General features: G+C 61.8%; 11 protein-coding genes and 1 tRNA gene. 8 read left to right on the forward strand and 4 right to left on the reverse strand.

The window, feature by feature from the left end:
- Positions 1-73: 73 nt before the first annotated feature.
- From AB4N85_RS09120 to AB4N85_RS09155, 8 genes are all read left to right on the forward strand, one after another.
- The gene (locus tag AB4N85_RS09120) at positions 74-1777 is read left to right on the forward strand and encodes an amidase (RefSeq protein ID WP_252867655.1); all 1704 of its coding nucleotides are present in this window, start codon (positions 74-76) and stop codon (positions 1775-1777) included.
- 289 nt (positions 1778-2066) lie between these two features.
- Positions 2067-3377, forward strand: a complete 1311-nt coding sequence (locus AB4N85_RS09125) for an OprD family porin (protein ID WP_252867656.1) — start codon at positions 2067-2069, stop codon at positions 3375-3377.
- A gap of 226 nt (positions 3378-3603) precedes the next feature.
- Positions 3604-4257: a hypothetical protein gene (locus AB4N85_RS09130; protein ID WP_150635200.1), complete on the forward strand. Its 654-nt coding sequence runs from the start codon at positions 3604-3606 to the stop codon at positions 4255-4257.
- Positions 4254-4769, forward strand: coding sequence for a hypothetical protein (locus AB4N85_RS09135; protein WP_252867657.1), 516 nt, complete (start codon positions 4254-4256; stop codon positions 4767-4769). Before AB4N85_RS09130 ends, AB4N85_RS09135 begins: the two co-directional genes overlap by 4 nt.
- An 8-nt stretch (positions 4770-4777) precedes the next feature.
- The gene (locus AB4N85_RS09140) at positions 4778-5287 is read left to right on the forward strand and encodes a hypothetical protein (protein WP_016774812.1); all 510 of its coding nucleotides are present in this window, start codon (positions 4778-4780) and stop codon (positions 5285-5287) included.
- A gap of 460 nt (positions 5288-5747) precedes the next feature.
- Complete coding sequence (locus AB4N85_RS09145) at positions 5748-6107, forward strand: DUF6124 family protein (RefSeq protein WP_150635198.1); 360 nt, start codon at positions 5748-5750, stop codon at positions 6105-6107.
- A 341-nt stretch (positions 6108-6448) separates the two neighbouring features.
- A complete protein-coding gene (locus AB4N85_RS09150; RefSeq protein WP_016770738.1) occupies positions 6449-6694 on the forward strand; it encodes a type II toxin-antitoxin system ParD family antitoxin in 246 nt (81 codons plus the stop codon).
- Complete coding sequence (locus tag AB4N85_RS09155; RefSeq protein ID WP_041480302.1) at positions 6687-6977, forward strand: type II toxin-antitoxin system RelE/ParE family toxin; 291 nt, start codon at positions 6687-6689, stop codon at positions 6975-6977. Before AB4N85_RS09150 ends, AB4N85_RS09155 begins: the two co-directional genes overlap by 8 nt.
- A 99-nt stretch (positions 6978-7076) precedes the next feature.
- Here AB4N85_RS09155 and AB4N85_RS09160 read toward each other — a convergent pair.
- From AB4N85_RS09160 to fdhE, 4 genes are all read right to left on the reverse strand, one after another.
- Positions 7077-7172: transfer RNA gene (locus AB4N85_RS09160), tRNA-Sec, on the reverse strand.
- A 5-nt stretch (positions 7173-7177) separates the two neighbouring features.
- Entirely contained in the window at positions 7178-9094 is a 1917-nt protein-coding gene (selB, locus tag AB4N85_RS09165) for a selenocysteine-specific translation elongation factor (RefSeq protein ID WP_252869552.1), read from the reverse strand.
- Positions 9091-10503, reverse strand: a complete 1413-nt coding sequence (selA, locus tag AB4N85_RS09170; RefSeq protein ID WP_252867658.1) for an L-seryl-tRNA(Sec) selenium transferase — start codon at positions 10501-10503, stop codon at positions 9091-9093. The genes selB and selA overlap by 4 nt, the downstream gene beginning before the upstream one ends.
- Before the next feature lie 1049 nt (positions 10504-11552).
- On the reverse strand, positions 11553-12479 hold the full coding sequence (gene fdhE / locus AB4N85_RS09175; protein ID WP_252867659.1) for a formate dehydrogenase accessory protein FdhE: 927 nt from the start codon (positions 12477-12479) through the stop codon (positions 11553-11555).
- Positions 12480-12482 lie beyond the last annotated feature (3 nt).

A 12482-nucleotide genomic window follows, 5' to 3' on the forward strand; every position in this document is an offset into this window, starting at 1 on the left:
TCGCTTAAAGCCGTGCAACGAGAACCGCTATGAATACCCCTGCCCCAAACAACCACGCTCAACAGGTGACCCCATGATCGAAGTCACCGAAGTCTCCATCGCCCAACTGCGCACCGCCCTTGAATCCGGCCAGACCACTGCCGTGGAGCTGGTGCAGGCCTATCTGGCACGCATTGATGCCTACGATGGCGCCGACACCCCGACGGCACTCAACGCCGTCGTCGTGCGCAACCCCGAAGCACTGAACGAAGCCCGCGCCTCCGATGCCCGCCGTGCCAAAGGTGAGACCCTCGGCCCGCTCGATGGCATCCCCTACACCGCCAAAGACAGTTATCTGGTCAAGGGCCTGACCGCCGCCTCCGGCAGTCCGGCATTTGCCGATCTGGTCGCCCATCGCGACGCCTTCACCATCGAACGCCTGCGCGCTGCCGGGGCGATCTGCCTGGGCAAGACCAACATGCCGCCGATGGCCAATGGCGGCATGCAACGCGGCGTCTATGGCCGCGCTGAAAGCCCGTACAACGCCGCTTACCTCACCGCACCTTTCGCCTCCGGCTCGTCCAATGGCGCCGGTACCGCCACCGCAGCGAGTTTTGCTGCGTTCGGTCTGGCCGAGGAAACCTGGTCGAGCGGTCGCGGCCCTGCGTCGAACAACGGCCTGTGCGCCTATACCCCGTCGCGCGGGGTGATTTCGGTGCGCGGCAACTGGCCGTTGACCCCGACCATGGACGTCGTCGTGCCGTTCGCGCGGACCATGGCCGACCTGCTCGAAGTGCTCGACGTGGTCGTCGCCGAAGACCCGGACACCCGTGGCGACCTCTGGCGCCTGCAACCGTGGGTGCCGATCCCGCGTGTCAGCGAAGTGCGCCCGGCTGCGTACAGTGAACTGGCCGTCGATGCCAAAGCCCTGGCCGGCAAACGCTTCGCCATCCCGCGCATGTACATCAACGCCGACCCCGACGCCGGCACCAGCGAAGCCCCAGGCATAGGCGGCCCGACCGGCCAGCGCATCAACACCCGCGCGTCCGTGATTGATTTGTGGAAGCAGGCGCGCCAAGCCCTCGAAGCCGCCGGCGCCGAAGTCGTCGAAACCGACTTCCCGCTGGTCTCCAACTGCGAAGGCGACCGCCCTGGCGCGCCAACCGTGTTCACCCGTGGGCTGGTGTCGAAAGAGTTTCTCCATCATGAATTGTGGGATCTGACTGCCTGGGCATTCGACGACTTCCTGCAGGCCAACGGCGACCCGAAGCTTAATCGTCTGGTTGACGTCGACGGGCCGAAGATCTTCCCGCACGACCCCGGCACCCTGCCCAACCGCGAAGGTGATCTGGCCGCCGGCATGGACGAATACGTGCGCATGGCCGAGCGCGGCATCACGCCGTGGAATGAAATCCCTACCGTGCCCGATGGCTTGCGCGCTCTGGAGCGAACCCGACGCATCGACCTCGAAGACTGGATGGACAACCTCGGCCTTGACGCCGTGCTGTTCCCGACCGTCGCTGACGTCGGCCCGGCCGATGCGGATGTCAATCCTGCTTCGGCCGACATCGCCTGGAGCAACGGCGTCTGGGTGGCCAACGGCAACCTCGCGATCCGCCACCTCGGCGTCCCGACCGTCACCGTGCCCATGGGCGTGATGGCCGACATCGGTATGCCGGTCGGCCTGACCTTCGCCGGCCGCGCCTACGACGACTCGAACCTGCTGCGCTTCGCCGCCGCCTTCGAATCCACCGGCAGCAAACGCCAGATCCCACCGCGCACACCGCCGCTGGCTTAATGCACTGTGTCAGCTCCCACAAACCCTGTGGGAGCTGGCTTGCCAGCGATGGAGGCCTGACGGCCGCCAAAGTTCTAATTGACTACCCCCGACTCAAACTGTGGGAGCGAGCCTGCTCGCGAAAGCGCTGTGTCAGTCAGCATTTTCGTTAACTGACACTCCGCATTCGCGAGCAGGCTCGCTCCCACAGGTTTTGTGGTGAAAGCTGCCAACTCAGCACATCAACCCAATCCTCTTTGTTCCCGATCTTCGATCATCAGCGCCATCCTGATTACCACCGGCCCTGACCATGATCAACCGCGCGCCCTCCCGCCTCACCCTGCTTGCCATGCTCTGCGGTCTGACCGGCACCGCCCATGCCAGCGGCTTTTTCGACGACGCCAAAAGCGATGTTCTGCTGCGCAACTTCTACCTCAGCAACGACTACCGCTCGCCCACGCCCTCCGGAAAAAACTACAAACAGGAATGGGCACAGGGCTTTATCGGCAACTTCTCATCCGGTTTCACCGAGGGCACAGTCGGTTTCGGCATCGACGCCCACGCTTTCGCCGGCCTGAAACTCGACGGCGGCAAGGGCCACTCCGGTACTGGTCTGCTGCCCGTCGACAGCGATGGTCGCAGTGAAAACAACTATTCCAGCGCTGGCGGTGCGTTCAAGCTCAAGGTCTCGCGCACCACTTTGGCCTTCGGCGAAATGACCGTGGAAACCCCGGTCTTCGACACTTCCGACAAACGCCTGCAACCGGAATACGCCACAGGCTTTTTGCTCAACAGCGCCGAGTTCGACAGCGCCGAGTTCGACAACGTCAATCTGGTCGCCGGGCATTTCACCGCGTTCAAGAATCAGGACAGCTCCTCCGGCCAAGGCGACTTCTACGGTTACGGCGCCAACACCGAAGCAGGCGGCATCAGTTTCGTCGGCGCCGATCTGTTCGGCAGCAGCCCGGTCGGCGGCGCACTCTACGCCTCAGAACTGAGCGACACCTGGCATCAGTATTACGGCAACCTGCATTTCAAACAGTCCGGCGTGCTGCTCGACGCCAACCTCTACCACACCCGCGACACCGGCCGCGCAGTGGCCGGCGAGATCGACAACACCGCCTTCAGCCTCTCCGGCAAATACAGCTTCGGCCCGCATGCGGTGATGCTCGGCTGGCAGCGGATCAATGGCGACACGCCGTTCGATTTCGTCGGCGGCGACTCGATCTACCTCGCCAACTCGATCAAATACGCCGACTTCAACGGCGCCAACGAACGGTCCTGGCAAGCCCGCTACGACCTCGACCTCGGCGCCTTCGGCATCCCCGGCCTGAACTTCATGACCCGCTACGTCAGCGGCAGCCACATCGACGGAACGCACGCGCCGAGGGGCGGCGCCTACAACCCGTTCGACGCCGACAGCGGCGACTATCAACCGCAACAAGGCAGCGGCGGCAAACACTGGGAACGCGATATCGACCTGAAGTATGTAGTGCAGTCCGGCACCGCGAAGGATCTGTCGGTGCAACTATCCCACGTCACCCACCGCGCCAACGAAGCACAGGCCGGGGATGACATTGACCGGATTTACGTGGTCGTTCAGTACCCGCTGGGTTTTTGAGGTAACACGATCAACCCGCCCACAGGTTCCTGCGTCGGCCACAAACCATGAGTTTGCTCCTTGAGATCAAAATCAAATGATTTCAGCGTACCGCAGCGCCTACAGCAGCTAGCCAAGTGCCATCACCTCGTTTATTCTGCGCCCCCGCATAAAAAGCCAAGCCAGGAAGGCATTGATTGACCTTCCTGTTTGTAGTCAATCAACGCAAGCAGATTCAGGGATGTACATGTTTCAGCTATTCAAACTCGGAGCGGCCGTCGTGCTCGCCGCGACGCTCAGCGGCTGCATTACCGAAAGCGCTTCCTGGGTCAGCGAACCCTTGCAACCCAAGGCAAGCGAGCCAGTCAGTTATCTCGTTGGCTCAATCGGGCCGCAATCACTCAAGCAATCAGCCGCTGACAACCAGCGAATCTTTTTCCGCAAACGCGGTTCCGAATACGGTGCGGCCGGCGTCTGGAAAATGGCCGGCGCTTACTCCACGCCGCAGGATGTTCAGGACGGTGTCGGCGCAGCGAGCGTATTCGTGCTTCCCCTGAAGCCGGGCGATTACGAGTTCTATGATTTCCAGTTCTTTTCCGCACGTTATCAACCTGGGCTAGGCACTGTTTTCACCTCGAGAGAGGCGCGGGAGAAATTCAACCTGCCGATGCGCCTGGAACCCGGCAAGGCCTATTACATCGGCGAGTTCCGTTCGTTCTGCCTGACCGCCGGTTTCTGCGCGTTCCGCTGGAGTGATCAGAACGCCCGCGATGCGCTGATTGCGCTACGTCTGGCGCCAGGATTGCCAACGCTGCAACCGCTGAAACTCGACCTGAACAGTGCTCAGCCCTACATCTTCACCGGCCCCATTCCGGGTATTGCCGTGGACGCCAAACCATGAAAAAAATCATCGCCCTCACTGCCGCCGCTCTGTTGACCGGTTGCGCGGCGACCAACACCTTGCCCGAGCGCACGCTTACGGACGCTCAGGATTATCTGCAGCCGATTCACGTTATGGTCGATGATCCGGAAAACGGCTCCAGCCTGCGCAACCACCTGCGTCAGACCGGTGTGTTCCGCACCATCGAAACCGGCAGCGGTAAAGCTGACGAGTACAACGTGCAGGTCAAACTTGATGTGGAACGTCACCTACCGCCGTTTCCGGTGATTCTGCTGAGCACCGCGACGTTGTTCTTGCTGCCGCTGTCGAACGAATTCGACACGCAAACCGAATTCACCGTGTTCCAGGGTGACAAGCGACTGAAGCAATACACCTATCGCAACATCACTCAAAAATACACTTGGCTACTGGATCAGGGCGGCGAGATGCGCGAACAGAACCTCGGCCGCATCGCCCGCGCCTTCGCGCAGGATGTGCAGCAGGACCGGCTGATCCCGGCAGTCGCGCAATGAACCGCGCGATGATAAAAGTCGCCGGCCTGCTCTGTGCCTCACTGATGCTGGGCGGCTGCGCCAACACCTTGCAACCGCTCGATTACCATGCCGATCAGGCCTACGTGCCGGTCACGCTCGGCATGGGGCCGGCGTATACGCGCATCGACGAGCAGCATCAGCGCGAAACCGTCAGCGTCCTGAAAAAGACCGGCGCGTTCTCGATGCTCGACGGCGGTTACACTCGCAACGGCTACAGCCTGTTGATCACCGAACCCAGCGACGGCAAGGTCAACTGGCTGGCGCTGGTCAACGTTTTCACCCTGTTCACCTTCCCGATGCCCTACCACTACCAGGACAACCTGCGCGGCTCGGTCTTCAAGGATGGCCAACTGCTCAAAACCTACAACTACTCCCGCGAAGGCTGGAGCGTGATGACATGGTATGTGCCGATTCCCGGGGTCGAGAACAAACGGCAGATGCTCGACCAGTTGTTGGTGGAAATGGACCGGGACAAGGTGATTCCGTATCAGCCGTGAGGTTGGGTGATGGGGGCTGGTGCGGTGGACTGCGGCGCAACGCATTGCAATGTGTGAGCGAGCCTGCTCGCGAAGAGGCCATCAGGTACGGCGCAATTCTTTGATTTAAACGAAGCTGTTTAAAAGACACCTGCGGATACGGTCTCAAGGCTACAAATCCTTGCGCCATTGCCTACAGCCAAGCCAGAATCCGCTGGCTTGTGCGCCTTGGGGGCGGGTTCTATTGTGGTGCGGTCGCTGACGAATCAGCGATCGGGTTTAGCGACCCGGATCTTGAATAGGTGCATCAGCGTTCCATGCTTTGTCGCGGGTTCAATGTCTGCGACTACGCCATGGTGGCTGTATGTGGGAGACCTTCGGGTCTGCCGGGTGCCTATAACCGGTTCGCTAACCTGCGTACAGCCGCCACCTTACTGTTTAGCGACAGTGCCTGACGGCTCCACTTAATAGGAGCTTCACCATGATCAAACCCACACCCAACCCACCCGAAACCGATCCCACCTCCCCCTACGAATCCCTCGACTCCAAAAAACTCCACGAAGCCGCCGACCGCGCCCTCGACCACTACCTCTGCCCACCCGGCTCTACCCCGCCACCCTTCAGCCCCCGCGCCATGTATGCCGTCACCGCCGACACCAAAAACGAAGACCTGCTGGCCAACGCCTGCGAAACCCTCGCCTCGGCCAAAACCATCGCCCAGGAATTCGCCGGGCTGGTCAAGCCATCCCAGCGCCGGACGCTGATGGGGATTGCGCAACTGATCATGCTCGGGGAACTGGCGGTGAATCGGGTGCTGGATAATCTGGAATTGCCGGGGTAATGCGGGCCGGCTGAGTTATGCGATGCCCGTGCCGGCCTCTTCGCGAGCAGGCTCGCTCCCACATTGATCCTGGTCGGACGCAAACTTTGCGACCACTGAAGGAACCTGTGGTAGCGAGCCTGCAAGCGATCACAAAGGGGAAGGATTATTTAACCCGATGGATGTGCTCGGGCAGCAGATTCGGTTGCGGGTCTGAAAATGCAGCCTGCGGCAGTTCGAGTGATATACGCATGAGCTGCCGAAGGCTGTGATTCGTTCTTATAACGGCTAGGCTCATACTCGTTAGCGCACCATTAGTATGATAATTTGCGCAAAGTTCGCCATCCGCAAAGGGCCCGATCATGGCTACCGTACGCAAAACCATAACCGTGACTGACCAGCAAGACCATTGGATCAAAGCTCAAATAGAAGCGGGACATTACACCAACGACAGCGAATATATCCGCGATTTGATCCGTCGAGAGCAAGAGCGAAACGCTGAACTGGAAACCGTCCGCGCAGCCCTTCGAGAAGGAGAATCCAGTGGTGCCCCCCGGCCTTTCGATGCTGATGCTTTCAAAAAGAGAATGTTGAGGGCGCATGGCTGAATACCGACTTACCCCCGCCGCCGAAGCGGATCTTGAGGCTATCTGGACCTATACAGCTCAACAATGGGGGTTGGATCAGGCCAATCGCTACATCGACATCCTGACTGAGTCTTTCGAGCAGTTGGCTGATCGTCCCAAAACAGCACCCGCATGCGACGCTATCCGCCCCGGTTACCGACGCTGCAGCGTGGAGAGTCACATGATTTATTTTCGAATCACCGCCTATGGGATCGCGATAATCAGAATCTTGCATGACCGGATGGAGGCGCAGCGTAATCTCTAACCTCTCGTATCACCGAAAATCAAAAGATCGCAGCCTTCGTCAGCCCCTACAAATCGATGTAGGAGCTGCCGAAGGCTGCGATCTTTGCTTTTGGGAGACTGGCGGAAGACAGCCGGAGTCGAACCTGCCCGGGAACGGATGCCGTCCCCAACCGGGTTTGAAGCCCGGCCGCGCCACCGGGCGCGATTGTCTTCCTGAACTCAGGGTGCGCAAGCGTCAGCCAGCGCGTTGTCGGGGCGGATCTGGCGGGATTCGCCGAGCCGGCGGGTCAGGCCGAGTCGGTCGAAATATTCCAGATACTGAATACAGCGTTTGCGTCCCAAGCCTAGCGCATCACGGAAAGTTGTCACCTCAATCGCTGGATTTTCTTCGGCGAGTTTCAGCAGTAGCGCCGCCATTTGCCGCAGGACGATGTCGCTGATAAACAGGTCGCGCACCACCTGGTGCATCAGGCCCAGCCGTGCGAGTTTGCGCAGCAGCAGGCGGACACTGGCGTCGTCTTCGCCGAGAATTTTCGCCGCGTCGCGCACCCACGGTGGGTCGAAACCGGCCTCTTCGAACAACGGCTGTAATTGCTGCCAGAGGATTTCGTCGTCGGCATTCAGGCGCACCTGATGTTCGGGCAGGTGCAGCCAGGGGCCGCTGGCGAGAATGGTGCCGGCGTTGAGCAGTTCGTCGAGCAGGCTGATGAACGTCGAGCGTTCCAGTGCCAGCGCGCTGAAGCGGCGCAGGCGATCACGGTCCGGCCCCATCTGGTCGGGTTCCTGTTCGTGGAATCGCGCCAGTTGCTCGAGCAAGGTGAATTTCAACTGGCCCCAGCGCTGCACGTTGAACAGCAGCGGACCTTGGCGGGTGTCGATCAGACGGATGTTGTCCGCCAGCGTCCACTGCGCGCGCGGGCGGTTGAACTGGCGCTCGAGGCGTTGCGGGTCGAGGCCGCCGGGGCTGTGGTTGAGCAGTGCCGGCAGGGCCTGTTCGAGGCTGACGCTAAGGGCAAGGGTTTGCAGTTGCGCGAGGCGTTCCAGGCTGCGGCGTTGGCGTGCCGGAGCGAATGGGTCGAGCACAACAGCGCCGCCCAATGTGCGCTGGGCGCTGGCGTCGCGCAGGATCAATCGATCGCCTTTCACTGCGTGCACCGGCGCGTTGATCAGCAGTTGCGCGAACATGCGCTCGCCGGGGCTCAGGCGCGGGCCTTGCAGCAAGGCGACGCGGGCGATGACATCCTGGGTGCCAAGGTGCAGATGCACCGGGTGAAAATGCTCAAAGGTGCGCTCGCCGGGCAACAGCTGAAAGTCGATGTCGACGCGCTGGGTCGGGGCGTGCAGCCAGTCCGCCAGCAGCCATTGGCCACGGTGGATCTGCGTCAGTTCCAGACGTTCGCCGCTGAGGTTCAGCGCCACGCGCTGGCCGGCGAAGGCCTGTTCGGCGGCCTGGTTTTGCGCGTGCAGGCCCCGGATGCGAACCGATTTGCCGGCAGGCGCCAGAACCAGTTTGTCGCCCACTGCAACCGTGCCCGATAGCGCCGTGCCCGTGACCACAATCCCCGCACCCGCGACGCTGAAAGCCCGATCAATCGCCAGACGAAAGCCGCCGTCGCAACCGCGCGCCTGCACCTCGCTCCGCACCTGCAACAACGCCGCGCGCAATCCATCGACGCCCTGCCCGCTCACACTCGACACGGTAAAAATCGGCGCATCAGCAAATGGTCCGGGCGCGAGCAGGTCCAGGACCTGGCGCTGCACCTCTTCCACCCTGCCCGCTCCCGCCCGGTCGCATTTAGTGATCGCCACCAGCGCGCGGGGAATGCCGAGCAGTTCGATGATCGCCAGATGCTCTCGCGTCTGTGGCATCACGCCGTCGTCGGCCGCTACCACCAGCAACACCAGATCGATGCCCTGCGCACCAGCGAGCATGTTGTGGGTGAATTTTTCGTGGCCGGGCACGTCGATGAAGCCGGTCAGCCCGGAGCCCGCTGCGAGTTCGGCGTAGAGATAACCGAGATCGATGGTCATGCCGCGTTCGCGCTCCTGCGGGCGGCGGTCGCCGGTTTGCCCGGTCAGCGCCTGCAACAGCGAAGTCTTGCCGTGGTCGATGTGCCCCGCCGTGCCGACGATCACGGATCGACCTGCAATTGCGGCAACTGCGCCAGCCACGCTGGCTCATCGTCGAGCTGGCGTAGATCCAGCCACAGCGCATCGTCGCCGATTCGCCCGAGCACCGGGATCGGCAAACCGAGCAACGCTGCTTCGAGATTGAGCAGATAACGCCCGCGCCAGCGCTTGGACACTTGCGGGCGGCAACACAGCGCTGCACTCGGCAAGCGCGCCACCGGTTGGCTGCCGCTGCCGATCATGCCCAACGCCTCGACCGCGCTGACCTGCCAGACCTCGCCCAACACATCGGCGAGCAACGGTTGCAAACGCAGAGCCTGAGCATGAATGTCGGCCTGGGGCCGGGTCAGCAGGCGCAGGCTCGGCAGACGCTCGGCGAGGCGATCCGGATCGCGGTACAGACCGAGCACCGCTTCCAGCGCGGCCAAGGTCAATTTATCGACCCGCAGTGCGCGCTTCAGTGGATTCTTCTTGATCTTCGCGATCAGTTCTTTGCGTCCGACGATCAACCCGGCCTGCGGCCCGCCGAGCAATTTGTCGCCGCTGAAGGTGACGATGTCGGCGCCATCGAGCAATGCCTGACGCACCGTCGGTTCCGCCGGCAGGCCCCAGCGCGTCAGGTCGAGCAGACTGCCGCTGCCCAGATCTTCCAGCAACGGCAAGCCATGAGCGTGTGCCAACTCGGCCAGTTCCGCAGTCGCCACCCGCGCGGTGAAGCCTTCGATGCTGTAGTTGCTGGCATGCACGCGCATGATCAACCCGCTGCGCGGACCGATTGCCGCTTCGTAATCCCGGGCATGGGTGCGGTTGGTGGTGCCGACTTCGTGCAGGCGCACGCCGGCCCGGGCCATGATGTCGGGGATGCGGAAAGCGCCGCCGATTTCGATCAGCTCGCCACGGGAAATGATGCCTTCCTTGCGCGCGCCGAGGCTGTTGAGGGTCAGCAGCACGGCGGCGGCATTGTTGTTGACCACGGTGACGGCTTCGGCGCCGGTCAGTTCGCGGATCAGCCCTTCGATCAGGTCGTCACGATCACCGCGCTTGCCGCTCGCCAGATCGAATTCGAGATTGAGCGGATAACGTGCGGCCATTTGCACCGCTTCGATGGCTTCTTCGGGCAGCAAGGCGCGGCCGAGATTGGTGTGCAGCACCGTGCCGGTCAGGTTGAACACCCGGCGCACCTGGCTGCGCTGCTGTTGCGCCAGGCGTTCGCCGACGCGGCCGGCGAGCACTTCGGGGCCAATTTCCACGGCCGCCAATTGCCCGCTTAACACGTCAGGCCTTAGCTCATCGAGCAACTGACGCAGGCCAGTCAGCAACGAATCCCGGCCGTAACGTTCGGCCAACGGCGCGCACGCCGGATGACGCAACAACCCATCAATGGACGGCAACCGCAGGGCAACGCTGGAAGACATCAGCCACTCCTGATTTCACTGAAACAATCCCTTTTGGGAGCAAGCTTGCTCCCAAAAGGGTTTCAGAAGTGTAGACGCACTGCCGGAGCTAGCCTGCTCGCGAATGTGGTGTGTCAGTCAGTGTGGATGTGGCTGACCTGACGCCTTCGCGAGCAGGCTCGCTCCCACAGGGAAATCCGGGGCTGACCGGGCTTTGTGATTCGGCACAGAAGTCTGTGGGAGCGAGCCTGCTCGCGAATGTGGTGTGTCAGTCAGTGTGGATGTGGCTGACCTGACGCCTTCGCGAGCAGGCTCGCTCCCACAGAGAAATCCGGGGCTGACCGGGCTTTGTGATTCGGCACATAGACTTGTGGGAGCTGGCTTGCCAGCGATTGCGGTGGGTCAGTCAAAGAAGGCGGTGGATGTGCCGACCAATCGCTGGCAAGCCAGCTCCCACAGGGATTCGGGGTGGAATGAACATTGTTGGTCACCACAAAAACCTGTGGGAGCGAACCTGCTCGCGAAAGCGGTGTGTCAGTCAATGTGGATGTGGCTGACCTGACGCCTTCGCGAGCAGGCTCGCTCCCACAGAGAAACCCGGGGCTGACCGGGCTTTGTGATTCGGCACACAAATCTGTGGGAGCTGGCTTGCCAGCGATTGCGGTGGGTCAGTCAAAGAAGGCGGTGGATGTGCCGACCGAATCGCTGGCAAGCCAGCTCCCACAGGGATTCGGGGCGGAATGAACATTGTTGGTCACCACAAAAACCTGTGGGAGCGAGCCTGCTCGCGAATGCGGTAAGTCAGTCAAAGATGATGTGTCTGAAACGACGCCTTCGCGAGCAGGCTCGCTCCCACAGGGAAATCCGGGGCTGACCGGGCTTTGTGATTCGGCACATAGACTTGTGGGAGCTGGCTTGCCAGCGATTGCGGTGGGTCCGTCAAAGAAGGTGGTGGATGTGCCGACCAATCGCTGGCAAGGCAGCTCCCACAGGGATTCGGGGTGGAATGGACATTGTTGGTCACCACAAAAACCTGTGGGAGCACACCCCCTTCCACAGTTTCGCTCTGGTCATTCGTCCCCCGGCGCCAGCAACAGATTGGGCGCCAGACGCTGATAGCCGTCCTGGGCCAAACGCATGTCCAACAGCAAACTGCCGAGATCCGCCGACAACGCCTCGGCTTCGGCGTCGTTCTCCAGATAGAGCAATTTCAGGTAGCTGTTGCAGCTCGGGCAGACTTCGGCGCGCAGCGGCGCCTGTTCGGCGCTGTGCCGGTCGTCTTCCTGGCTCAGATACTCAAGGCCCTTGCTCTGCTCGCAATACACGCACTTGACCCGCACCACATGCCATTCGCAGGCACATAGCGAGCAGACCAGATAGCGCAAACCGTTGTGCTTGCCGCGATGGCGAATCACCCCGGCCATGGCCGGCGAACCACAGGCCGGGCATTGGCTAAGGCTGTCGCCAGGCTTGAGTTGCAGATTTGGCACACTGAGCAGCCAGTGGCTCCAGGCGGTTTGCAGCGCGGCGCCGAGAAACGGCACCAGCGCCGCCGGCACCAGCGAATACTGCCCACTGACCAGCGCCACCGCCCACGCGCGCAGCTGGCCGGAACTGGCCCCGCGCAGAGTGTCCAGCGCGTCGATCACTGCAGGTTGATCCGCTGGCGCATAGCGCTGCAGCAAGGCGTCCAGCCACGGCTGCCAGGCATCTTCGCGCACCAAGGTATCTGCCGCGAATGGTGGCAGACCGTGTTGCTGACAGGCTTCGAAACGCTGCGCATCAAACGGCGCGGTGAGCGGCGGATCGTCGAAGACCTGCTGCTGCGCCCGGCACAACCCGGCCATCAGCCGCAGGTAATCCGCCAACCCATTGCCCTCGGCCAGACGCTCGAGGCGCTCAGCGCGCAGGGCAAACAGGTTACGTGGCGGCAGATACAGAAACGGCGGCGAACTGGCCGCCGCCTCGATTTCCCCAGGTTCAAGAATGCTTGGCAAAAG

Source organism: Pseudomonas sp. H1_G08 (assembly GCF_054681355.1).

Coding starts and splice junctions, on each gene's coding strand:
- AB4N85_RS09120 (WP_252867655.1), top strand. CDS start 74: ATGATCGAAGTCACCGAAGTCTCCATCGCCCAACTGCGCACCGCCCTT.
- AB4N85_RS09125 (WP_252867656.1), top strand. CDS start 2,067: ATGATCAACCGCGCGCCCTCCCGCCTCACCCTGCTTGCCATGCTCTGC.
- AB4N85_RS09130 (WP_150635200.1), top strand. CDS start 3,604: ATGTTTCAGCTATTCAAACTCGGAGCGGCCGTCGTGCTCGCCGCGACG.
- AB4N85_RS09135 (WP_252867657.1), top strand. CDS start 4,254: ATGAAAAAAATCATCGCCCTCACTGCCGCCGCTCTGTTGACCGGTTGC.
- AB4N85_RS09140 (WP_016774812.1), top strand. CDS start 4,778: ATGATAAAAGTCGCCGGCCTGCTCTGTGCCTCACTGATGCTGGGCGGC.
- AB4N85_RS09145 (WP_150635198.1), top strand. CDS start 5,748: ATGATCAAACCCACACCCAACCCACCCGAAACCGATCCCACCTCCCCC.
- AB4N85_RS09150 (WP_016770738.1), top strand. CDS start 6,449: ATGGCTACCGTACGCAAAACCATAACCGTGACTGACCAGCAAGACCAT.
- AB4N85_RS09155 (WP_041480302.1), top strand. CDS start 6,687: ATGGCTGAATACCGACTTACCCCCGCCGCCGAAGCGGATCTTGAGGCT.
- selA (WP_252867658.1), bottom strand. CDS start 10,503: ATGTCTTCCAGCGTTGCCCTGCGGTTGCCGTCCATTGATGGGTTGTTG.